General features: G+C 58.7%; 18 protein-coding genes. 5 read left to right on the plus strand and 13 right to left on the minus strand.

Features of this window, described 5'->3' with window-relative positions; all coding sequences use genetic code 11:
* From Poly24_RS27500 to Poly24_RS20950, 3 genes are all read left to right on the plus strand, one after another.
* Entirely contained in the window at nucleotides 1-678 is a 678-nt protein-coding gene (locus Poly24_RS27500; protein WP_231753265.1) for a TPM domain-containing protein, read from the plus strand.
* A 623-nt stretch (nucleotides 679-1,301) separates the two neighbouring features.
* Complete coding sequence (locus tag Poly24_RS20945; RefSeq protein ID WP_145100191.1) at nucleotides 1,302-2,156, plus strand: C-type lectin domain-containing protein; 855 nt, start codon at nucleotides 1,302-1,304, stop codon at nucleotides 2,154-2,156.
* Between the two features lie 111 nt (nucleotides 2,157-2,267).
* A complete protein-coding gene (locus Poly24_RS20950) occupies nucleotides 2,268-3,218 on the plus strand; it encodes a class I SAM-dependent methyltransferase (RefSeq protein WP_145100194.1) in 951 nt (316 codons plus the stop codon).
* Nucleotides 3,219-3,622: 404 nt separating this feature from the next.
* Here the strand turns inward: Poly24_RS20950 and Poly24_RS20955 are convergent, their stop codons facing one another.
* The 5 genes from Poly24_RS20955 to Poly24_RS20975 form a co-directional block, all read right to left on the minus strand.
* Nucleotides 3,623-4,660: an ABC transporter substrate-binding protein gene (locus Poly24_RS20955; protein ID WP_145100196.1), complete on the minus strand. Its 1,038-nt coding sequence runs from the start codon at nucleotides 4,658-4,660 to the stop codon at nucleotides 3,623-3,625.
* 23 nt (nucleotides 4,661-4,683) lie between these two features.
* Nucleotides 4,684-7,320, minus strand: a complete 2,637-nt coding sequence (gene treZ, locus Poly24_RS20960; RefSeq protein ID WP_145100199.1) for a malto-oligosyltrehalose trehalohydrolase — start codon at nucleotides 7,318-7,320, stop codon at nucleotides 4,684-4,686.
* A gap of 311 nt (nucleotides 7,321-7,631) precedes the next feature.
* Nucleotides 7,632-8,762, minus strand: coding sequence for a hypothetical protein (locus tag Poly24_RS20965; protein ID WP_145100203.1), 1,131 nt, complete (start codon nucleotides 8,760-8,762; stop codon nucleotides 7,632-7,634).
* 144 nt (nucleotides 8,763-8,906) lie between these two features.
* On the minus strand, nucleotides 8,907-9,875 hold the full coding sequence (locus Poly24_RS20970; protein WP_145100206.1) for an ABC transporter permease subunit: 969 nt from the start codon (nucleotides 9,873-9,875) through the stop codon (nucleotides 8,907-8,909).
* Entirely contained in the window at nucleotides 9,876-10,799 is a 924-nt protein-coding gene (locus Poly24_RS20975; protein ID WP_145100209.1) for an ABC transporter ATP-binding protein, read from the minus strand.
* Between the two features lie 213 nt (nucleotides 10,800-11,012).
* Here Poly24_RS20975 and argJ point away from each other — a divergent pair, with 213 nt between their 5' ends.
* Entirely contained in the window at nucleotides 11,013-12,200 is a 1,188-nt protein-coding gene (argJ, locus tag Poly24_RS20980; RefSeq protein ID WP_145100212.1) for a bifunctional glutamate N-acetyltransferase/amino-acid acetyltransferase ArgJ, read from the plus strand.
* On the opposite strand, the gene Poly24_RS20985 is transcribed toward argJ, so the two are convergent.
* A complete protein-coding gene (locus Poly24_RS20985; protein WP_145100215.1) occupies nucleotides 12,188-13,459 on the minus strand; it encodes an RNA polymerase sigma factor in 1,272 nt (423 codons plus the stop codon). The genes argJ and Poly24_RS20985 overlap by 13 nt on opposite strands.
* Nucleotides 13,460-13,689: 230 nt before the next feature.
* Here Poly24_RS20985 and Poly24_RS20990 point away from each other — a divergent pair, with 230 nt between their 5' ends.
* Entirely contained in the window at nucleotides 13,690-15,039 is a 1,350-nt protein-coding gene (locus Poly24_RS20990) for a hemolysin family protein (RefSeq protein WP_145100218.1), read from the plus strand.
* Here the strand turns inward: Poly24_RS20990 and Poly24_RS20995 are convergent.
* From Poly24_RS20995 to Poly24_RS21025, 7 genes are all read right to left on the minus strand, one after another.
* Nucleotides 15,025-16,017, minus strand: a complete 993-nt coding sequence (locus tag Poly24_RS20995; protein ID WP_197452065.1) for a lysylphosphatidylglycerol synthase domain-containing protein — start codon at nucleotides 16,015-16,017, stop codon at nucleotides 15,025-15,027. The two genes, Poly24_RS20990 and Poly24_RS20995, sit on opposite strands and share 15 nt — an antisense overlap.
* Nucleotides 16,010-16,801: a phosphoribosylformylglycinamidine synthase I gene (gene purQ, locus Poly24_RS21000; protein ID WP_145100224.1), complete on the minus strand. Its 792-nt coding sequence runs from the start codon at nucleotides 16,799-16,801 to the stop codon at nucleotides 16,010-16,012. Before purQ ends, Poly24_RS20995 begins: the two co-directional genes overlap by 8 nt.
* A 120-nt stretch (nucleotides 16,802-16,921) precedes the next feature.
* Complete coding sequence (locus Poly24_RS21005; protein ID WP_145100227.1) at nucleotides 16,922-17,824, minus strand: ABC transporter permease; 903 nt, start codon at nucleotides 17,822-17,824, stop codon at nucleotides 16,922-16,924.
* A 17-nt stretch (nucleotides 17,825-17,841) separates the two neighbouring features.
* Nucleotides 17,842-18,792 carry an ABC transporter ATP-binding protein gene (locus Poly24_RS21010; RefSeq protein WP_145100230.1) on the minus strand — a complete coding sequence of 317 codons (951 nt, stop codon included), beginning with the start codon at nucleotides 18,790-18,792 and terminating at the stop codon, nucleotides 17,842-17,844.
* Between the two features lie 131 nt (nucleotides 18,793-18,923).
* Nucleotides 18,924-19,940, minus strand: coding sequence for a heme o synthase (gene cyoE, locus Poly24_RS21015; protein ID WP_145100233.1), 1,017 nt, complete (start codon nucleotides 19,938-19,940; stop codon nucleotides 18,924-18,926).
* Nucleotides 19,941-19,968: 28 nt separating this feature from the next.
* Nucleotides 19,969-21,000 carry a COX15/CtaA family protein gene (locus Poly24_RS21020; RefSeq protein ID WP_145100237.1) on the minus strand — a complete coding sequence of 344 codons (1,032 nt, stop codon included), beginning with the start codon at nucleotides 20,998-21,000 and terminating at the stop codon, nucleotides 19,969-19,971.
* The gene (locus tag Poly24_RS21025) at nucleotides 20,997-22,295 is read right to left on the minus strand and encodes a c-type cytochrome (protein WP_197452066.1); all 1,299 of its coding nucleotides are present in this window, start codon (nucleotides 22,293-22,295) and stop codon (nucleotides 20,997-20,999) included. The genes Poly24_RS21020 and Poly24_RS21025 overlap by 4 nt, the downstream gene beginning before the upstream one ends.
* Between the last annotated feature and the right edge of the window lie 301 nt (nucleotides 22,296-22,596).

Genomic DNA, 22,596 nt, shown 5'->3' on the forward strand with positions numbered 1-22,596 from the left:
ATGAAAAGTGCAACGGAATTGATCAACGACGAACAACGCAAACGCGTCGAAGCGGCGGTCGTGGCAGCTGAAGCCAAGACGTCGTGCGAAATCGTGCCAGTCGTGGCGACATCGTCGGGCCGCTACGACCGACCGGAGGACATGATCGGGCTCTGGCTGGCGATTCTTGCCGCGATCACGGCTTGGGTGATGTTCCCACGGCAACTCGACGAAACGGGCAGCTGGAGTGGCCTTCCGAACTACGTCGGTCTGTTGACGATGGTTGCCAGCGTCGTGGTTGCGTTCATCGCAGGTGCTTGGATCGGGAGTCGGATCGGATGGCTCCGGCGATTGTTCACTCCTCGCCAGCAGATGCAGGAAGAGGTTTACGCACGAGCTCGCGAAACGTTCTTCGACAAACGGATCCATCACACAACCGGTTCGACCGGTCTACTGATCTATGTCTCCCTGTTTGAACACATCGCCGTCGTCCTCGGCGACCAAGAGATCATCGATAAAATGGGGCAGAACTTCCTCGATCAACTCTGCCAACAACTGACCGACGGCCTTCGCCAAGGCGACGCGAGCGAAGCGATTTCCAACGTGATTGCCGCGGCAGGAGAAAAGCTCGCCGGTCCGCTTCCTCGAGCCACCGACGACGTGAACGAACTGCACGACGCGCTGGTGTTGATCGATTGAATCGAAATCCGCAGCTTTCTCCAGGCCGGCACTTCGCCCACCGAACTCACGTGGTTTGGCTCGGGCTAAGTGAACGATCAGAGCTTCGCCCTTCGGAGTGCGAAAATTGGCCACCGGGTTCACAGAGACCTGGATCGGCATCGAGATTTCTCAGTGAACTCGGTGAGCTCTGTGGCAAAAACAATGATCCAATCCGGTGTGACTCGCGGGGTTCAAACCTTCAGTTGTTTTAGCCCCACCGCAAATCCCTCCGCCGAAACTCTTGATGGGCTCCGCTACGCAAGACGTCCCCACGGGGACACGACTGCCCGCATTGTTTAACCACGGTGGCGACGCCTCCGAAGCCGGCCCCCTCACAATATCGCTTGCACACAACCGCCTAGTGGGTAAAATCGACGTTTCGGAACAGACGAGGTTGTCCAGGAGCAGGCCGGGTGAACAGGCTGTTCCGGAACGAAACGCATCGCCTACGCAACGTCAACGACGATTGGGGAATGCCATCTTCGCCCGCTCCGCAAACCGTCCAAGAACAACCGATTCTCACGAGGCGTGCCTGAGTGGAGCCTCGTTCGCCTTGTCACGAATGACGTCTTGCCTAAATCGCATACAGTCGGAGAATCCTGATGCCAGAACGAATCACACTTACGCTGTGTATTGCCTTGACATCCATATTGGTGTGTTGCGCCGATGACTCGTTGCTCGACCGAGTCGTAGCAGCGGAAAAAAACTACACCGCTGAAATCGAGCAATACCGTGAGGAATTACTTGATGCCCTGGCTTCCAAACGGGAGATTGCGCAGAAAAGAGGTGACCTGAAAAGCCTGCAGAGAATTGACGATGAAATCACTCAGTTTAAGGAACATCAGCAACTTCCCAAAATGGTTTCCGTGCGTGCGTATTCGCGAAAGATGAGTTTGGCGAAATCTAAAATGATTTCAGCGTACGAGCAGACCGTCACCGACCTAACCAAATCCGGAGCCATCGAACAGGCGAAATCGGTCCAAGCCAAGCTAGAACAGTTTGTTTCAGGCAAAGCCGTCATACCGCATGACGCTATCCGTTTCGGGCACCTTGCGTATAAGGTCTTCCCAGATCAACTGACGTGGGAGCAAGCGCGAGAGAGATGTACTGGGTTGGGCGGAACGCTACCACGGATATCAAATAATCAAGAGAACGATTTCTTGACGAACCTTGCAAAGAAAGCAAATTTATCTGGGTTCTGGTTAGATATTAGCGATCACCAGCGTGAAGGGACTTGGATACACACGGATGGAACGAGTGTAATTTTCACAAACTGGGACAAGAAGAACTTTCATCAACCGAATAATGCGATGAGAGTCGAGCATTATGCGGTGTCGTTGACCAAGCTCAACGGTTTATGGTGGGACTACCCACTCGATCCAAAAGCGTATCCCAACCTTACTTCATCCGGTCGCCCCGGATTTATCTGTCAATGGGATCTCAATAAAGGCAAGTAAGCGCCCCAACGCAAAACCAGAACAATCATTCACATGGCACCTGAAATTCAGAGCCTTACATTCAACCGCCGTTAGGACAATCGCAGTTTGATGCATCTCGATAGAATGCCTATGACGGATGCTCGCGAAGCTCCTGTCCAAATTGAAACGCCCGATGCTCCGTTCGCATTTGGAAAAAACTGGGCACGATTCCTGGCCAGCCTGAATGAGGAGCGCATCAAGGCTGCTGAGGCTTCTTTACGAAATCTACTTCAAAGACAAGACCTCAACGGTTACCGGTTCCTCGATGCGGGAAGCGGAAGTGGCCTGTTCAGTTTGGCTGCGTATCGACTTGGGGCCGTCGTTACGTCTTTCGACGTCGATCATGATTCGGTGGCATGCACTGAGGAACTCAGGCGGCGATACGCAACAGACGATGACCGCTGGCGTGTGATGCGTGGTTCGTTATTGGACCAAGTGTTCCTTGACACGCTTGGGAGTTTCGAGGGTGTGTATTGTTGGGGTGTTGCCCATCATTCCGGCAGCATGTGGACGGCGATCGAAAATCTGTTGCCGCTCGTGGAGCCAGACGGATCGATCGTGCTCGCGATCTACAACGATCAGCTGTATATTTCGCGCGTCTGGCGCGCCATAAAACACATCTACCACCGCCTGCCTGCCTTCCTCCGACCACTGTACGTCGTTGCGATAGGGTTCTCCGCATTTGCGAAACGCCTTGTGGTCACCATGCTTGCTTGCGTCTTGCGACTACTTACATTGCGCAACCCCTTCGTGCCGCTAATGAATTGGGCCACAGAAACCCAATCCCGTGGAATGCATGGCTGGTATGATCTGGTCGATTGGGTCGGTGGGTGGCCGTTTGAGGTCGCGAAGCCGGAAGAAGTCTTTCGCTTTCTGCGAGACCGCGGATTCTTCCTCGAAGAAATGACCACATCGGCAGGGCATGGATGTAACGAATTCACCTTCACACGCACCACTGAAAAAATCACAACACACCAATCGACCGACGCAGACTTTCGCACCGAGCCTAAAATCCAACCCAGCATGTCGCTGCCCGGTTAACGGGAGCGCCGTACATGAGGGGCACAAACTCGATCTTGCGATGGTCTCCTGACACCGCGACCGCTGCACCGATTTCACTGAAACCGAGACTCCAACCACAATCTAAAAACTTACTCGCCTCACAGGGCCCGGTTTTGTGGACGATGTCAGCCATAGAGAACGCAGAGGCGGCGGAGGCTTCTCTCACCGAACGACGGATTGTTGGATGCGGCTTGTTTGGCAGAATAATGTGGGCAGATGATAAAATGAAATCGCGACCAACGAACGACATCTCCCGCCCCCAAACCACCACCCAAAATTATTCTGCCGTTATCATTCTGCCACTTCCCATGTCGGGCGAAGCAGCCGTTAGCATGCAGCTTAGACTGGCTCACGTCTGCCACGGAATGCTTCGGCTACCAAGATCATTCCTGTGGTGCAGTTGGCGTTATGAATCGATCGTCGAAGACGCGGGCGGCTGATACCTTATCGGCATCGACCAGTTCGATTTCGACCATCTGATCGATCAACGTCTGCCATCGCGCGGCAGTCATCTGGCCCAGCGGGGCGGAGGGATCTTCGCGGTCGCATAACGGACGGATCTGCTCCGCCCCAAACGCCAGCGCACCGGCATCCATGTCGGGATTGATCGAATCGATCAGGGCGTTGGTTTCGGCCGGATCGTCGAGATATTTTTGCCAACCGCGAGCGCTCGCCCGCACGATTCGCTGGGCCAGGTCGCTCTGCGTATCCAACGTCTTGCGACTTGCAACCAGCACGCTGGCGTACGGGTTGTATCCGATCTCGGAGACCATTAGCGCGACCGGATCGGCTCCCTGCTGTTTGGCGACATAGGGCTCGCTGAAGATGTAAGCCTGTTGGGCGAACCGTTTGTTCGCCAAGAAGGGGCCGATGCTGCCGGGATAGGCGATCGTCTCGACGCCGGTCAGCGGCAGATGCTTCTGCATGTATTGAAAGAACGCCGGGCCGGTACCGATCGCCAGCGTGACGTCGCGAAGATCGGCCAGCTTCGAAATCCCCGATTCGCGATGGACCATGATACATCGCGGCGTGTTCTGGATCGGGGCGAACAACGCGACAACTTCCGCGCCGGCTTGATGGCCAAACAGGACGCGATCGGCATTGGTCACGGCAAATGCAGCTCGCCCGGCCGCAACCGACTGGACGACGGGAACGTTGGGCCCGCCGGGCAACAACGTCACCTCAAGCCCTTCGTCGGCGAAGTAGCCATGAACATCGGCCGCATAATAACCGCCATGTTCCGCTTCGGGGAACCAGTTCAATTGCAGCGTCACCTGTTGCAATCCGGTCGCGTCGGAGGTCGATCCGTCGGCCGAAGAATCGCTGCTGGACGAACAGCCCGACAACAGCAACGCGATGCAGATCACCAGCGAAACCGTTTTCGATCGCGCAGCGGTTATTGGCGACAACGTTCGATTCATATTCAAAATTCCCAAGATGTGCACTACTGGCCCGCGGCGAGATTCCAAGTCCCCTCGCCGATCAGAACCGCTTGATTTTGTAGGGTCAGCTGAGTCGGCGAATCGCGATGAACCGACGACTGCATCAACACCTCGCCGTCGATTTGCAGCGACAGCGGAGGCAATTCATCCGCGGGGGCGGAAAATCGCGAAACGACAAACTTCGGTCGGCCGTTGGGAGCTTGATATTGTAGCGCGAACAACGACCGCGCGGGATCGCAGACGACCGACAGATTTTTCCAATCCAACAACGACTCCCGCTGCCATGTTTTCCGCAGCGCGATCAAGTCGCGATACCATTGCCAGATCGCGGGGTCTTTGATCTGGATCGACTTGGAATTCGCAAACGCATCATCGTGGCTCGGCGCGATCGCACCTTTCCATTGGTGATGCGGGTATTCGTTGCGGCGACCGCGGTCGACGGCGCGTCGCAATCGCGGATCGCCGAAGTCGACAAAAAACATGAAGGGTGCGTCGCACGCGTACTCCTCTCCCATGAAGATCATCGGGATCGATGGATAGAGCATCAGCAACGGGATCGCGGCGCGTTGGGTTTCGGTCGAGGTGAGTTGATGGAAGCGGGAACCATGCGGATGGTTGCCGACACAATCGTGCGTCTGCAAACCGCAGATCAGCGATGGCAAAAACGAGAAGTCTCCCTCGGCGTGCATCTGGCGACGGACTTCGCTATCGATCCGCGTGACCTTGGGCCCGGTGTGCAGGTAGCCGTGCTGCAACGCTTCTTCGATGTCGCTCGCTCCCGCGTAATGTCGATGCGCGAGATTGATATCCGGAACGGTGTGGGAATAGATCGCGTGCATGATATCGTCGGCCCAGATCGCATCGTAGGCGGTCCCATCGGTCGGCGAGACGAGGGCGTGATCGTAGATGTTCGCTTCGCCAATCAAATGAATCGGGCGATCGACGGTGCTGGCAAAATCGGTGACCGCGTGACGGATGCTGCGGAGGATCGGCTGGTCGCTGTCGTCGAACATGAAATGGACCGCATCCAAACGCAAACCGTCCAGATGGTATTCGCGCAGCCAATAGACGGCGTTCTCGATCACAAATCGCCGCGCCGATTCGCAGTTCTCGCCGTCGTAGTTGAACGCGTCGCCCCAAGGCGTGTGATGTCGCTTGGAGAAATAGGGAGCGAAGTCGTGAAGGTAGTTTCCCTCGGGCCCCAGGTGGTTGTAGACGACGTCCAAGATCACCGCGATTCCGGCGGCGTGACAGGCGTCGACGAAGCGTTTGAAATCGTCGGGCGTCCCGTAATTTTCGGTGGCGGCATAGATTTGGACTCCGTCGTAGCCCCAGTTGCGTGAACCGGCACACTGGGCCAACGGTAACACTTCGACCGCGGTGATCCCTAGCGAGACAAGCTCTTCGATCCGATCGATCGCCGCCAGATAAGATCCTTCGCTAGTGAAGGTTCCGAAGTGCATTTCGTAGATCACCAGGTCGCTTTTTGCGACGCCGCGATAGTCCGCATCGTGCCACGGATATTTGCGATGATCGACGACCATCGAAGGGCCGTGAACGCCTTGCGGCTGGAAGCGCGAAGCGGGATCGGGGCGACTGACGCGATCGTCCAATGAGATTTGATACCGATCGCCGCCACCGATTCCGCGGACCGTGCGATGGAAGTATCCATCTTCGTCGGGCTGGATCCGGAAGCGTTGGACTTCGCCGTCGGTCTGCTTTTCGATCGCAAGCCGTCCCGCGTAGGGAGCCCAGATATTGAAATGGGTCGCGTTGCAGGAGACGGGGACCGCGCCCAGCGGATCGCTGGAACGGGACTCTCGTTTTTCCGGCGGCACGAGTTCGAACCAACGACATCCTTCCAAGACACCCGACGTCGCTCGAGCCTCCGACAGATAGAATCGATCCAACGTTTTGCCGGTGCGGTGGGCTGCATAAACTGTCGACGCGATCTCCGGTTCGGCATTGCCAACGACGATCGTGCGATATCCCGCGAGGAAGACCTCCAAGTCGTTGCCACCGTCGCCGGCGAAGATAACTTGATCGCGATCATTGCCGCTGCGATCCAACCACCACTGCAAGGCGTAGGCTTTGGAGAGTCCTGCCGGCAGGATGTCGACGAGCCCTTCGCCCCAATGGAGATTGAAACCCGAGATCACATCGCAATCGATCCCCGAGTCGCGCAGACGGCTTTGAATCGTGGCAACCGTCGCTTGCAGCGTCTTTGCTTCGGCGAAGTAGCTGATCTTGAACTGGTTCTGTTTTTCGGTGGCGCGGAACCGCAGGTCGACTAAATCTCTCAGCAGGTAGGAGACGTCATCGGTCGCAAAGCTGGCGAAGTTCGCTTCCAGATGCGTTTGGAAGTCGGGCAGGTAGTCGAAGTCACCGTCGTCGTTGCGGACAACGATCGTCGTGCCGCCATCGCAGATCGCGACTTCGGGTGCCGGAATCCGAAACGCCTGCAACGCTTCGATCATCGCCGCGCGATCGCGCCCCGTGACGGGAAGCACTTGCACGTCGTTGGCTTGCAAATTTTCGAGCAAGGTTTGCAGGTCGGCGATGTGAGTCGGATCGTCTTGCAGCGGCAACAGCGTGCCGTCCATATCGGTCGCGAGGATCGCGCGGGGTCGCGTTGGCATGAGTGGGCAGAGTCAAATGCGAGGGGTGCGGCGTGGTTTGCGAGGCGGACTACCTGACCGTAGCATATTCGCCGCGCAGCGAGTAGCGCAGGTACATCCGTCGCCCCCGAAGCCTTCGTCTGGCCACCTCACCGCGCAGGTCGCGGCAATAGGCTTCCGCAGTGAAACCGACGGCAATCGGAAAACCAAACGAGAGGGATGCGTCACTCGCCGCAGACGATGCCAAAAAAAGAGGCCTTCGAATTTCGAAGGCCTCTTACACGTCAATTTATCAGAAATTTAAAGTGTTCCCAAACCGGACACTTGCGAACTTAGGGGGCTGCTGGGCTGGCGACGTCGTCATCATCATCATCGCTCGCCAAAACGGCTGCCGCGGCTGCCAAACCAGCCAATGCGGCCAAGTCTCCTCCACCGCCTCCGCCGCCACCACCACCGCCGCCGCCCATGTTACTGCCACCGGCAGGGGCTGCGCCATTTCCAGCGGCCGCGTTCGCGATCCCGCCAGTCGATTGGTAGCTGTTGCGAATCGCATCGATCGTCGAGTTGAGCATCGAAGTCGGGACCAGACCACAGATCAGCACGTTGCCGACCGATTGCAGATTGGTTCGCATGCTGACGGGTTGAACAGCCGAAACGGTTGGGGCGGCAAGCAATTCAAAGGAGAACGCAGTGTATCCCAGTTGTCCCGCAGCGATCACGCCATAAACACCTGGATTCAAACCCGCCACCGAGAAACCTCCGGCGGTGTCGGTGACTGCTCGCGTGACCACGGTTCCCGCTTTCACGATCGAGACGTTGATCGATTCCAGCGAACCAATCGTCTTCATGTCCGCTCGCAGCGGTGCCAAAACCTGTCCCTTGAGGCTGCCATCGGACGCCAATTGGACTTGATAGAAACTGCTGCCGGAAACCTGATAGGCTTCCAAACCAGCCAACGGTGCAAAAGGGCCTTCGGGCGAACCGAGATAACCGCGAATGTTTCGCAGCACTTCCGCTTCGGAAACCGAAACGATCGGGAAGACCAACGGAGCCGACTTTGCTTCGTTCGCGACGTTCGCATAGATGAATAGGACACCGTGCTTTTGTTGTTTCGCATCGGCAACGACCAACGAATACCAACCCGCTCCCGGAACTCGCAATGCAGCAACTCCGCCCGCATTGGCGATCGCCTGTCCCACAGGGCCATTGGCTCCAACAAGCGAGACCGACAAATTACCGACCGCCGATGGGCCCCCGGTGCCCGTTGCAAGATCGATCAATTGAACCTGCATCGTGCCGGTGCTATCGACGTTTGCAATCAAGCCTTCGGGAAAGGGAGCGCTTCCGCCGAGCGCCTGTTGCGTGCTCGCCGTACGCACGCGAAGCGATTGAGTGGTATCGTCGGCTGAGAGCTGTAAAACGCCACCCACCAAAAGTGACAGCGCTATGATGGAACGAAGCATGATGAGATCTCGCGGCGCAGAGTGTTAGGGAAGCTAGTGACAATGCATAAAGTTATCGAATTCCACACGCGCCGGCAACTCTAAACAAAAGAATACCGGTAGTTTTGCATTCCACCCAGTTGGAGGGGTTCAACCGGTTCTCGGCTAGACAGGGGCGGGAAGATCGCGTTGATTGAAACGTCGCAGCGCCAAACAATACCCTGCCGTCCCGATGGCAAACAAGAACAGGGTTGCCGCAAAGGGACCGGGTATCTGGGTACCGTCGGGACCTGTCAGGAGGATCTGCCAAGGAGACCCCGTTTCGGGGTTCACCCGATGCTGGATGATCTCCTGCGGCATGTAACAGGTGAAATACGTCAAATATTTCAACCAATCGAGTCGCTCGGTCGCTTGGGAGGCGATCATCAGGATCACGTTGACGACATAAAAGCCGATCGTCACTCCGACCGAACGCCAACGATAGCGATCGATGCTGCTGAGCCAGGTACTGATGCCCAACAGCGCGAAACCAAACGCAAACAGGTTCAACACGCCCACGCCAAAGACCTCTGCCGAGACGAACTGCCGCATCGGCGTAAAAATCGGTTCGGCAGGCCCGGTTGGCAGCGGCAGATGCAGGCCGATCAAGGGGATGTAAAACGTAGGAGCTGGGGGAATCTGTTTGACACTGAACAGCATGATTCCGATCCAGATGCCGAGCCAGACGCACAGCGATAGCCCCGCCAAGCCCAGCACCGCGACGGTCCCATGGGCCCGCATCACTTGGCTGCGCGTGACCGGTTGAGCCAGCAACATCTCCAGCGTGCCACGCCCCAGTTCGCCACTGACCACATCGGAACCCCGCGCGATCACCCAGACAACGATGCATAAAACGACGATCGGTTCATCAAAGGTCATCCCAATCCGGCCGACGTAGCTGAACAATTGATCGAACGGGATCGGCGAAAAGCGTTCGTATTCGCGGAACTGTTCGATGATCGCTTTGAAGCGATCCATCTCCATCTGGCTGACCAACCAAACGCGCAACACATTAAACGACACCAAAGCGAGCGCGCACGCGAGCCACAGCAAAATCGCTTCACCAACATACTTGCGAATCAAAACGCGTGTCATCTATGCCACCTCCTGCGGCGCGTTGGAATCAGCGACCGAGGCGTCGCCGACGGGATGGTGCACGCGATCGTAGATCGCTTCGATTCCTAAAGGCTCCAATCGCAGTTCGCGAGGCGCGAGGGTCGCCAACCAGCTGAGCAAAGGTGCCAAATCACTATCGGTCTCCAGCACAATCCGGTCTCCTTCCCGAAACGTTTCCTCGACGCGTTCTCGCAGCGAATGCGGAATCTCAAAGTGTTTGTCATCGATCCAAAGGATGATCCGATGTCGATCCTTCAGTTCTGAGATCGATTGCTCCAGCACCAATTGGCCGCGTCGCAAGAAGACGACTCGATTGCAAACCTGTTCGATTTCCGAGAGCACATGCGACGAAAGGATCACCGTGCGGCCACTGTCGCGGATCTGTTCGACCTGTTCCAGCACCGCCTTGCGAACCGAAGGGTCCAGGTTGGCTGTCGGTTCGTCGAGGATCACGATCGGCGACTGAGTCGACAGCACGACACAGAGCGCCAGCTTTTGTCGCATCCCGGTCGACATAAATCCGACGCGGCGCTGCAGGTCCAATTCGAAGCGGTCGGCCAACGCCAGGCTGCGTTCGGCGGAACCCAACGGATGCAGGTCGCTGAAGAATCGCAGCACACTGCGCCCCCGCATGTGTCGCGGCAGCCGCGCGTCGCCGGGCAGGTAGGCGACGTTCTGGCGGACGGCCAAGCTTTCGCTGAACACATCGTGACCGCAGATCGACGCGGTTCCAGAACTCGGTCGCAGGAAACCGAGCAGGGTTCGCAGCAGCGTCGTCTTCCCCGCTCCATTGGGCCCCAGCAAACCAAACACGTCGCCAGGTTGGACCGTCAGCGAGCAGCGGTCCAAGGCAACAAAGTCCCCAAAACGTTTCGTCAACGCGCGCGTTTCAACAATCGACATAGGCTTGGATTCGGAGAGCGAGAGGGAGCAGCGGAGAGGCGATCGAAGCGTGTAGTGTAGGTTGTAACCGATCGTGCGTCGTCCCGATAACAGCGGCGACCGGCCTACTCAACAAACCTCCGCCTGCATAAAATCAACGCCCCGGCATCCCCCCAATACGATAATTTATTTTGTGCCGCCAAACTTTTTTTCGCCAGACCAGGAAAGGGAACGATGCAGCTTCCTCAAGGATTTCGATTTGCCGGCGTGTGTTGCGGCATCAAAGCCAAAGCCGACCGCAAGGACCTAACACTGGTTGTTGGTGATCGCGACCTCGTCGCCGCGGGCGTCTATACCCAAAACAAGATCGTCGCGGCCCCGGTCGTTCTCAGCCGCAGCCGGACCCCTTCGTCGGCCGTTCGCGCTGTCGTGATCAACAGCGGCAACGCCAACGCCTGCACCGGCCAACAAGGTGACCGCGACGCGTTGGCGATGACAAACCTTGTCGCCAAAGCATGCGATCTCGATCCCAGCAGCGTGCTGGTGATGAGCACCGGGATCATCGGGCACAAGTTGCCGATGGATCGCATCGAAAAAGGAATCGAGTCGGCCGCCGGCCAGCTGAACAATGCATCCGACAATTTCCTCGCCGCCGCCGACGGAATCCTGACGACCGACCAAGGTCGCAAGCTCGCCTTCCGCTGCGAACAGATCGGCGACCAGAAGATCACCTTTGCCGCGATGGCCAAGGGAGCGGGGATGATCGGCCCGAACATGGCGACGATGTTGGGATTGGTGCTATGCGATGCCAACCTCACCAAGATCGACGCGCAACGGGCGCTGCGTGTCGCTGCCGACGCAAGCTTTAACAGCATCAGCGTCGATGGGCACACGAGCACCAACGATACGGTCAACCTGCTGTGCAGTGGCACCGCATCGGCGACGCCGTTGGCCGAAGAACATCTGACTCGCTTCACCGAAGTGCTGACCGATTTCTGTATCGAATTAGCGAAACAGATTCCTGCCGACGGCGAAGGCGCGTTGCACGTGATCGAGATCCGTGTCGCGGGTGCCGATTGCTGTGACGATGCCAAGCAGATCGCCAAGGCGATTGCGGACAGCCCGCTGGTCAAGACGGCGGTGACGGGGAACGATCCCAACTGGGGACGGATCATGTCGGCGGCAGGATATGCCGGCGTCCTGGTGCGGCCCGAACTGTGTCAACTGAAGATCAACGGGGCAATGGTTTTCGATAAAGGCCAGCCGATCGACTTCGATGAAAAAACGATCAGCGATAGCATGGCGTCCGACAAGACGGTGGTGCTGGAAGTGACTGTCGGCGACGGGCCGGGGACTTCGGTCTTCTGGACCAGCGATCTGACGACCGCTTACGTGACGTTTAACTCCGACTACTCGACCTGATCGAGCGCGTCGAGCTTTCGCGTTAAGAACCGCCGCTCGGGTTCCTGGGTTGCCAGTTCGAGCGCCCGCCGAAACGCGGCCCTCGCCGCGTCGCGATCTCCTAGGCGGCGGAGCAGTTCGCCGCGGGCGGCGTGCGCTAATCGATAGCCCTGCAATTCGCCGCGCTGCAGGATTGCATCGATGATCTGCAGTCCCGCCGCGGGACCATCGGCCATCGCCACCGCAACGGCGCGATTCAGTTCGATCACGGGTGATGGCGTCGCTTGCATCAACGCGCCATACAGGGCGACGATCTGAGGCCAATCGGTGGCATCGGCGGTCGCCGCGTCGGCGTGAACCGCCGAGATCGCCGCTTGAATCGCGTAACCGCCCACGCGGCGAGATTCCAACGAACGCTGCACCCACAGCTTTCCTTCGTCGATGAAATCGCGATCCCATAAACTGCGATCCTGATCTTCCAACAGCACCAAGTCGCCGTCGGGCGTCAGCCGAGCTTGCCGCCGCGATTCGTGCAGCAGCATCATCGCCAGCAGTCCCATCGCCTCGGGATCGGGCAACAACTCCACGATCAACCGACTCAATCGGATCGCCTCTTGCGAAAGATCGGGGCGCGTGAGGCTCTCCCCGGCAGACGCCGAATAGCCTTCGTTGAAGACCAGATAGACAACCGATAACACGGCATCCAACCGATCGGGCAATTCGGTCAGCGAGGGGACGACAAACGGGATCTTGGCGTCGCGAATCTTCGCCTTGCCGCGGACAATCCGTTGAGCCATTGTCGATGGCGAGGCGAGGAAGGCACTGGCGATCTCTTCGGTCGTCAGCCCGCAGACCTCTCGCAACGTCAGCGGAACCTGGACCTTGGGATCGATCGCCGGATGGCAGCAGGTGAAGATCAGCCGTAAGCGATCGTCTTGGATCTCCCGCTCGCTGACACTTGCGTTGGCCGCCGCGATCGCGTCGACGCGTTGGACCAGTTCGTCGGCCGCGCGATGGAATCGTGCGCGGCGGCGAATCACATCGATCGCTTTAAACCGTCCAGTCGACACCAGCCACGATCGCGGATCCGCGGGGATTCCCTGTTGCTGCCACTTTTCGAGCGCCGCGATAAACGCTTCGTGCAATGCTTCTTCGGCGAGATCAAAATCGCCGATCAATCGGACCAGCGTTGCGAACACCGCGCGGCTGTGGGTGCGATACGCGTCCTCGATGGCATCGGTTTCACGGTTCAACGCCGCGGTGCGATCGACAGGTTCCATTGTTGATTCGTTATCCGGTCGCTTCATTTCCACAGGATTTAAAGTCCGTCGCCAGGCGTCGCCAATCACCGCCAAGGCGGCACCCATCGTTGCGATGGAGAAAACAGAACCTATCGCCATCCTCGGCACACGCCGCAATAGCGTCTATCATTGGTGGCGCTTGCTGGGATCGCAAGTTCCCTTGAAATGTTTCGTTTGTTGGAATCTTAACATCGGCCGTCATCGATACTATGGAAAATTGGATCAACTTTGGAATCGCCCTGCTGCTGGTGGCGGTCAACGGCTTTTTTGTTGCGGCGGAGTTCGCGCTCGTCAAGGCGCGGCCCAGCCGGCTGGAACAGATGGCACTCGGCGGCAACCTGTTCGCTAAAGTTGCCAACTGGCTCGCCAGGCGGTTGGATGCGTCGCTATCGGCTTGCCAACTGGGAATCACTCTCGCCTCGCTCGCCTTGGGGTGGGTCGGCGAACCGGCGTTCCATCATCTGATCGAACCGGTCTTCGCCTGGATCGGGATCTCCAACCCCGACGTGCTGCATGTCGTTTCCCTGGTCTTCGCCTTCACTACGATCACGGCGCTGCATCTGGTTATCGGCGAACAGGCACCCAAGATCTTTGCGATCCGCAAACCCGAACCGATGGCCGTGTGGTGCGCTCTGCCCCTGGCCGGCTTCTATTACGTCGCCTATCCGTTGCTGGTCGCCCTGAACTGGATCACGTCGCTGCTGCTGCGATCGATCGGCGTTGAAGCGGTCGACGAACATGGCACGCCTCACACCGAAGAGGAGCTGCGCAACCTGGTCGCTCAATCGCATGTGCATGGCGAACTGACGCGCAGCGAAGCCCAATTGATCAACGCGGTGTTGGAGTTCGACGATCAATCGGCCCATCAAATCATGACCCCGCGAACCGATGTGGTCACGCTGTCGATGGACGCTCCGATCGAAGACTGGATCACGACGATCCGCAAATACCGCTTCAGTCGCTATCCGGTCGTCGAGCAATCGCTGGAGAAAGCCGTTGGCGTGCTGCACATCCAGCACCTGGTCGGGCTCGATCTTTCGCAGCCGCTGGACCGCGCCGCCCTGCTTCAGCCGCCAAACTTCGTTCCCGAAACGATCCCGATCAAAACGCTGCTGCAGCATTTTAAGTCGTCGCAATCGCTGTTGGCTTTTGTCGTCGATGAACACGGAACCGTCGTCGGCGTCGTCACGCTGGAAGATGTGCTCGAAGAGCTAGTCGGAGAACTGGAGGACGAGTTCGACGAACAGGTCCGCGACATCGTTCGCGAAGACGATCAAACCTTCCGCGTCCTCGGGCAGACGCCGCTGGACGACATCAACAAAATGATGGGGCTGACGCTGCAGTCGCACGATTCCGACTCGTTGGGCGGATTTGTGATGCAACAACTGGGAAGAGTCGCCGAGCAGGGGGACATGGTTCAAATCGGCGGAGCGAAGATCGAGATCCTTCGCGTCGAAGGTCCCCGCATCGTCAGCCTGCGAGTCCGCCTGGCAGCTCCGCTAACCAGCCTCGACGCCGCGACCAGCACCGACGACGAAGAAGACTCAGCCGCTCAATAGCTTCCGAGCGGCACGCGTCGATCGCACCTCCACGGTCGCCAACACCACGGACGCGACCAACAGTGGCACGACGTAATAATAGATTCGGAAGATCAGCAGCGCGCCCAAGATGACCGCTTCGTCGCTGCTGGCTAACAGTGTCAGCAGGATCGCTTCCAAGACGCCCAGACCGCCGGGGACTTGCGTCAGCATCGCGGCGGCGAGCGCCAGTAGGTAGACGCCGACGACTTGCAGGTAACTGGCTGAAATCCCGCTCGGCAACAAAACGTACAGCGTCGTTGCCACCAGAATCAGGTCCATCGACGCGACAACGATCTGCTTCCGCATCAGTGCCGGTCCGGGAGGCAACAGCTTCAGTCCCGCCAGCGGCAGCGGACGACGCCACCAAGTGCAGAGCGCCGCGTAGAGGGCAATCGCTGCCAGCAGCGTAAAACCGAGGATCCGCGAACTGACCGGCAGATCGATCTTCGGTGGCATCGGAATTTCCGCAATCGACAGCACCACGCCGCCGACCATGCAGACACCGACCCAAAACGAGAGACTTGTGAAGGCCAGCAGGGCCACGATTTGAGCGGTCCCCAATCCCCAACCGCTATAGAACCGGACGCGGATCGGAATCCCGGCGGCCACCGCGCCGATGTTGTTGCTGAAGGCGTAGGCGAGGAACGAGACCAAGCCGACCTTGCGATAGCTCAGCCTAGGGCGGCCCTCTTCGGCTCCCGAACTGCCCGCCCCAACAAACTGGACAGCCAACACGTCGTTGCCGGTTAGGACAAAATAGTTAAGCGCGACCAACACGCAGGCCAGCAGATGATACGCCAGTGGGATGTTAGCGACGCCCGCGGCGAATTCATCCCAGGTGATCTCTTGCGTCTTCTTGTACAAAAACGAAGCGGCAACGGAGAACAGGATCAGCCCGAAGACAGGTCCTGCGATTTTCTTTAATCGTCCGACTAACGTTGGCTCGTTCTTATTCACCAAAATAATCGACTGCGTTTTTGAAGATGGCAAACCCTTCGCCCCACTGCGGCTGCTCGGTGCGGCGCGTCCATTGTGGGTGATGCGTTGGATCGATGTGGCGTTCGGGGTGAGGCATCAGGCCAAACAAACGGCCGGTCGCGTCGCAGATTCCGGCCACGTTCGCTTCGGACCCGTTGGGGTTCGATGGGAACGGCAGGACTTCGTCGCTGGTTTGCCCCGCATCGGCGGTTGTGTATCGCAGCGCCAACCGTCCCGCGTCGCCAAACGCCTTCAATGCCTCAGCGTCGGCGGTCACGAACTTGCCTTCGGCATGCGCGATCGGCAGATACATCTGATCGATCCCCTTCAGGAAGACGCATGGCGTCTCGTCGACCGACAAGTGAACCCAGCGGTCTTCGAAGCGGCCGTGATCGTTCCAGGTCAGCGTCGCCGGTTGCGTCTCGCGAACGCCCGAGGTCAACACGCCCAGTCGCATTAGAACTTGGAAGCCGTTGCAGATCCCAAGGACCAGGCGGTCTTGGTCGCAGAACTGGCGGACCATATCGCCCAGGTTGCGGTCCAATTGGCTTGCCAGAATCCGCCCGGCAGCGATGTCGTCGCCATAGCTGAATCCGCCCGGCAGGCAGAGAACTTGGAAGTCCTCGGCCAGTTTGGGATTTTCGATCAACCGGTTCACGTGAACGCGTTCGGTGACCGCACCGGCAGCTTCAAACGCAAACGCGGTCTCTTCGTCGCAATTGGTTCCCGGAGCACGAAGGATCAAAACGCGTGGAACGGCCATAGCTTCTTACGATTCGTCGGGTGTTGGGGGAAGCCGCCCAGAGCCGCTTCCAAAGATTATCCAGCTGGCTCAGGATGAAGGATTCCCCAGCAAAAGGGAAGGGGGCTGGGCCGGTTCGCTCTAAACCAGATCGGCGCGACGGCTGCCTCGCATCAACCAGCCCGCTAGGACCAGCGATCCGATCATGAACAGCAGCGAGACCGTCCAAGTGACCATCGACGACGGGCCCCAGACGTTGTCGGCCAAGACAACCTCGGGATAGAGCAGCCGACGGAGTTCGACCATCGAATAGCTGAGTGGATTGCAGCGCATGATCCAGTGCAGGATCGACTGGCCGATCGACGTCGCGTCGCTGATCGCGGGGATCGGGAAAAACGCACCGCTCAACAACCACATCGGCATCAGGAACAGCATCATCACCGCGTGAAAGCCTTGGGTGCTGGTCATCGGCCAGGCGACGATCATGCCGACCGAACACAACGTGATCGACATCACAGCCAACAGCACAAGCGCATAGACCGTGTTAATCCCGGGGCTGGCCATGCCAAACAGCAACACCAGGCCAAGGAACAGAACAGCTTGAGCCCAAGCGATTCCGCCGCCACCGACAACTTTGCCGACCAACACCGGCCAACGGCCCACCGGCGAAACGAGCACGCCTTGCATGAACCCTTCGCGCCGATCCTCGATCACCGAAATCGTGGCGAAGATCGCGGTGAACAGCACGATCAAACCGATCGTGCCGGGGAGGAAGTATTCGAAGAAGCCTTCTTGTCCGCTGGTCGTCCAGGAGAACGAGCCTCGCATTCCGGCGCCAAACATCAGCCAGAACAGCAGCGGTTGAACGACGGCGGATACGACGCGGTTCTTCTGCCGGAAGAAGCGTGTCCATTCGCGGCGAGCCAGCATCCAAGCCGCGGCGATTCCGCTAGGGCGGATGTCGAGCGACGTGGCAGCGCCAAGCGAGCCGCTAGATGCGACTGGCGTTTTCGGTTCGGAGGATTCCGAGGTCAGTGTACTCATGATGAATTCAGTTTCTGTTATTCGCCCGACCAGAATTGATAACCGGTCTTTGCGATAAAGACATCTTCTAGACTCGGCCGGCCGATCGAGATCGAAGTCGCTTGGTCGCCCAGCGTCGTCAGCAACTCAGGCACCATCGGACCGGGCTGATCGCTCTGGATGCGAACTTGATTGTGTAACGCTTGCCCTTCGATTCCCATCTGCTGTTGCAGCTTTTGGCAAACCGCTTCGGGTTGGTCGGTGGTGATCGTGATCAAGCCCGAACCCATCTGCGATCGCAACCGATCGGGAGCTCCTTCGGCGATCACTTTCCCTTCGCTTAAGATCGCGATCTGATCCGCTTTTTCGGCTTCTTCCAACAGGTGCGTCGTCAACACGACCGACAGTCCCTGCTGCGAAAACTCTTTGAGCGCTTCCCACAGGTCCAATCGAGCCCCCGGATCCAAGCCGGTGCTCGGTTCATCCAACAGCAACACCTGCGGTTGATGCAACATTCCCTTGGCCAGTTCGACGCGTCGCTTCAGACCGCCGGAGAGCTTTTCGCAATAATCATTGCGGCGGTCGGCGAGCCTCAAACGCTGCAGAACTTCTTCTTCCCGCTGTCGCAGCGCGGCGCCATGGATTCCGTACAACGCGGCTTGGCAGCGGATGTTCTCCTGAACCGTCAGCTTCTTGTCCAAGCTAGGCGATTGGAAAACGATCCCGATCCGGCGGCGGACTTCCATCACCGAATCGACGCTCGCACCCGAGACGCTCAATTGCCCGCGTTGCAGCGGCATCAGCGTCGCCAACAAACGAAACAGGGTCGTTTTCCCGCTGCCGTTGGGGCCCAATAGCGCGAAGATCTTGCCTTGCGGAATCTGCAGATTGACGCCGTCCAGGGCGACATGATCATCGTAGCGATGGTGCACATCAACAGCTTCGACAGCGTATTGGGTTGACGGATGGTGGGGATCTGCGGAGGTCATTTTCACGGCTCCGACCTGTTTCAGTCGGCGATCGATGGGAAGGTCGTAGGGCTGCGGCGGTGATCCGCCACGCCAGCGAAGCGACGCGGCGGGCGAAACCAGCGGAGGAGGGATAGGGCTGCGGCGGTCGATTAACCGAGCAGTCGCGCGGCGATCAAAACCGCCAGCGAGGCGGGCAACTGGACCAGCGACGACATCAACAGCTGTCGCGCGGTGACGTCGTTGGGGCTACCGCAGAAGCGGAACGAGCTGCGAATCATCCCGAACGAGGCGGCGACGGCGAGGACCGCAAACAGCGGAGCGTAGTTGTAGGGAAGGACCAGCGTGATCAAAACGGCTGGCAAAGCCAACGCGCCGGCAATCGCTTGCCATCCGGCACTTTTGCCCGTCGGTTCGACAACCGGCGTCATCTTAAAGCCCGCATCGGCGTATTGGCCGCGGTACATCCAAGCGATCGCCATGAAGTGCGGGTATTGCCACAGGAACAACACGGCGACCAACAACCATCCGCGAGGATCGGTCAGGCTGCCGCCAGCGGCTGCGAAGCCCATCATCATCGGCAACGCACCAGCGATCGCGCCGACGGTCGTGTTCCATGCGGTCTTCTGTTTCAGCGGAGTGTACAGCATCACATAACCGACCCAAGTCGCGACACCAACAAACGCGGTGCTCCGGCCGACATTGATCGCCAGGTAAGCGGTTCCCAACAGGCCGATCGTGATTCCGAAAATCAACGCAGCTCCCGGAGAGACAAGGCCGCTGGGGAGCGGGCGCTTCATCGTCCGCATCATCTTCGCATCGGCTTCGCGCTCGATGAACTGGTTCATCACGCTGGCACTACCGGCGACCGCGGCGGTGCCGATCATCAGATGCATCAACATCCACAGCGAAAGATCGGTGCCCGCCAAAAACATCGCCGACATCGCGGTGGTGATCAGGATCATCATCACGATCCGCGGCTTGGTCAGATCGTACAGCCCGCGAATCGACGCTTTGAGCGACGCTGCGGCGGTGCCGCCGTGCCGTCCGCGATGCGGCAAATCGGCGGCGTCGATCGAATTGCCTTCCGATGCGATCGGCACACGAGTTGGTCGCACGACGGTGCTAAGTCGTTCCGGTCGATCCAATACGACAAGATCGCCACTCATGAAGTTAGCCTTTGTATTGTGAGCGTTCTCAATCGAACGCGGGTTTCGCAAATGAGGAGCCTTCGCAGCGTCGCGATGCTCGCAACCAAGTCCAACAGGCCAGCGCCAAGATCATCGATCCCGTCGCCATATGCCCTGTCACGATCATCGATTCGGTCCATCCTTTGGCCACGATCACATACCGCGCCAGCGACGGCCATTGATTCAGGGCCCACGGCGATCCGTAGTTCACCAACCACGTTCCCAGTCCCAACGACCACTGCAAGATTAGCAATCCTATCAGCCCCAACCCGATTCTGGATAGCGTCAAATCGCCGCAGCGACGCAACTTCCAGGCGGTAATCACGGACAAAACCGCAACCAGGGCCGCTCCGGTAAGGTGGGAAAAGACGATATGCCGGAAAAACGAGTCGCCGGCGTCGACCGGCATGTGCCGCAGTTGAGCTCCCAGAATTAATTGAACGTAGCTGCTGATCGCCAACGCCGCCCCCCAGCGGACTGCCGTTCTGGGAACACTTGGGGCGTCGGTCGCTTGCCACCATCGCGAACTGACTCCGGCGATCATCCAGCAGAGGACAAAAAAGGCGGGGCCAAAGCAGCCGTGGATCATCGCCACGGTTCGCGCGTCCATCACGACGCGAGCGCCCCCCAGGGCGCCTTGTAAGATCACGCCGACCAGAGCGACGATACACAGCCGCACGATCCAGCGAGGCTGCCGCGACCAGACGGCCGCGACCAACATCGCGATCGTGATCAGGCCGACCAGCGAGGCCAGCAGACGGTGGCCGTGTTCGATCAACAAATCGAAGGGGCCCAGCAACCAGGTGGTCCACGGATACAGGAACATATTATATCCGTAGGTCGCCGGCCAATCGGGGACCGCCATCCCGGCATCGTAGGTTGTCACCAGCCCGCCAACCCAGATCAGCGGCCAGGTCAGGCAGACCAACAGCACCGCCCAGCGATGCACCCACGGAGACCGCGACGGCGCTCCCGCTTCGTCGGTCGCGGGTGTTTCGTTCTTCAGTTCGTCCAAGATCGGTTCCTGTTCGCGATTCATAGTGCTTCGCCTCGCCCGGTTTGCGAAAGTGAAAGCACATAATGGACGATATCCCAGACGTCGCCGGTCGTCAGCCCGCTGCCGCTGGGTTGGTCGACCAGGTTGATCGCGGGCATCGGAGTTCCATCGATCCCCTGCACGATCCGGCGGTAGATGTCCTGCGGCTGATCGCCACCGCGAAACGCACCGGCATGCATATCGCGAGGCAAGATGTTCCGCGGCTTGTGGGCTCCTAGAGCCAAATATTCCCGAACGACCTGCTTCTTTTCAGGGTCCTTGGGATCCAGCCCGTTGCGCATCGTCCATTCTTTGGTCCAATCGTCGTAGTCGTTGACTTGACCGTCGCCCCGCCCATCGGCTCCGTGGCAGATGGCACAGTTGGCGACTTTGCCGCCAAACAACGCTTTGCCGCGCGCGATCGACGCGGCCATCTCCGCCTGCTGGTCCGCGGTCGCATCGGCTGCCAACGGCCAGGCCGGAATCTTTTCGGGCGGCGGCGCGATCGCGACGACTTGTTCGGGAGCGTCGATCCATCGGCTCGCCGCCGCGACGACATAATCCTCGATCGCATCCCATTGTTCCTGATACGCTTCCGGATCGCTCTCCTTCAGCTCCATTGCTAACAGACGATCTTGCGGCGTTTGGTCGGGATCGCCGTAGCCGAGTTCGTTGGCCGCGTCGCGATACATCGCCCGTTCGACCTCGCCGCGAAGCGTCAAATAGATCACATACTGAGCCAACGCGGTCAGATCTTCGGCGGGATAGAGATGAAAGGAAGGCATCGACGTGCCGGGCATCCCCTGTCGCAGCGTCCGAACCAGATCGTCGACCGTCGGCTTGGCGCCGTACTGGGTCGATTTGAACTTAAACACACCCATTCGGAAATCGCGTGGGTAGGGATTCAGCAGGCTGGAGGCCGGCCCGTTCCCATCGCCGCTGATCCCATGGCACTGAGAGCAATGTTTGCGGAACAGGCCGCGATCGGTCCCGTCGCGATCGCTGGCAACCGCTCCGGCAGCGCGTTGAAGATTTTCGAGCTGGATCAGCGATTGAAAATCGGGATTCTCGGTCAGCACCGCCGGCAACAATGGCTCGTCCGGCGTTCCGAACAACTGAGTGATCGCGATCTGGGTGTCGTCGATCGCGGTGTCCAATTCCGCGCCGTGGATCTCCATCTTGTGCGCGAAGACCCGATTCATGCGGAAATCGGGCGGCTCGGTACCGCAGCCTGGGAGAATCAGCAGCGCCAGCAAGGCGATACCGAGGGCAATTTTTCTACGTATTTCAGCATCCATCCGCTTCATTCTATCCCGATGCGGCGAGTTGCCCAGGCCGATCGGACCGCCCCGCTGCCGCCCTATTGTCGCAGCCCCACCCCGGCCGCAACCCAGCAAACGTCTCGTCCACACCACACGACAGCGGAACGAAGTCAGGACCAAGGGTCCGGCCATTTCCAACGGCTGCCGAATCGGCCTGATGGTTCCTCCTACCCGTGCGTCTTGTTCCGCCCGGCTGTGATCTGCCTTCGTTAAATTCCTGTTGATCTCGTGTAATCCAACCAAGATTGCGTATCATTGGACAAGCTACCTGTCTCCG

The organism is Rosistilla carotiformis (genome assembly GCF_007753095.1).
In the GTDB taxonomy this organism is placed as follows: Bacteria; Planctomycetota; Planctomycetia; order Pirellulales; family Pirellulaceae; genus Rosistilla; species Rosistilla carotiformis.

Bases quoted from the DNA above. Each gene is read 5' to 3' on its own strand.
- Poly24_RS27500 (WP_231753265.1), top strand. From the start codon at position 1: ATGAAAAGTGCAACGGAATTGATCAACGACGAACAACGCAAACGCGTC.
- Poly24_RS20945 (WP_145100191.1), top strand. From the start codon at position 1,302: ATGCCAGAACGAATCACACTTACGCTGTGTATTGCCTTGACATCCATA.
- Poly24_RS20950 (WP_145100194.1), top strand. From the start codon at position 2,268: ATGACGGATGCTCGCGAAGCTCCTGTCCAAATTGAAACGCCCGATGCT.
- Poly24_RS20955 (WP_145100196.1), bottom strand. From the start codon at position 4,660: ATGAATCGAACGTTGTCGCCAATAACCGCTGCGCGATCGAAAACGGTT.
- treZ (WP_145100199.1), bottom strand. From the start codon at position 7,320: ATGCCAACGCGACCCCGCGCGATCCTCGCGACCGATATGGACGGCACG.
- Poly24_RS20965 (WP_145100203.1), bottom strand. From the start codon at position 8,762: ATGCTTCGTTCCATCATAGCGCTGTCACTTTTGGTGGGTGGCGTTTTA.
- Poly24_RS20970 (WP_145100206.1), bottom strand. From the start codon at position 9,875: ATGACACGCGTTTTGATTCGCAAGTATGTTGGTGAAGCGATTTTGCTG.
- Poly24_RS20975 (WP_145100209.1), bottom strand. From the start codon at position 10,799: ATGTCGATTGTTGAAACGCGCGCGTTGACGAAACGTTTTGGGGACTTT.
- argJ (WP_145100212.1), top strand. From the start codon at position 11,013: ATGCAGCTTCCTCAAGGATTTCGATTTGCCGGCGTGTGTTGCGGCATC.
- Poly24_RS20985 (WP_145100215.1), bottom strand. From the start codon at position 13,459: ATGGAACCTGTCGATCGCACCGCGGCGTTGAACCGTGAAACCGATGCC.
- Poly24_RS20990 (WP_145100218.1), top strand. From the start codon at position 13,690: ATGGAAAATTGGATCAACTTTGGAATCGCCCTGCTGCTGGTGGCGGTC.
- purQ (WP_145100224.1), bottom strand. From the start codon at position 16,801: ATGGCCGTTCCACGCGTTTTGATCCTTCGTGCTCCGGGAACCAATTGC.
- Poly24_RS21005 (WP_145100227.1), bottom strand. From the start codon at position 17,824: ATGAGTACACTGACCTCGGAATCCTCCGAACCGAAAACGCCAGTCGCA.
- Poly24_RS21010 (WP_145100230.1), bottom strand. From the start codon at position 18,792: ATGACCTCCGCAGATCCCCACCATCCGTCAACCCAATACGCTGTCGAA.
- cyoE (WP_145100233.1), bottom strand. From the start codon at position 19,940: ATGAGTGGCGATCTTGTCGTATTGGATCGACCGGAACGACTTAGCACC.
- Poly24_RS21020 (WP_145100237.1), bottom strand. From the start codon at position 21,000: ATGAATCGCGAACAGGAACCGATCTTGGACGAACTGAAGAACGAAACA.
- Poly24_RS21025 (WP_197452066.1), bottom strand. From the start codon at position 22,295: ATGGATGCTGAAATACGTAGAAAAATTGCCCTCGGTATCGCCTTGCTG.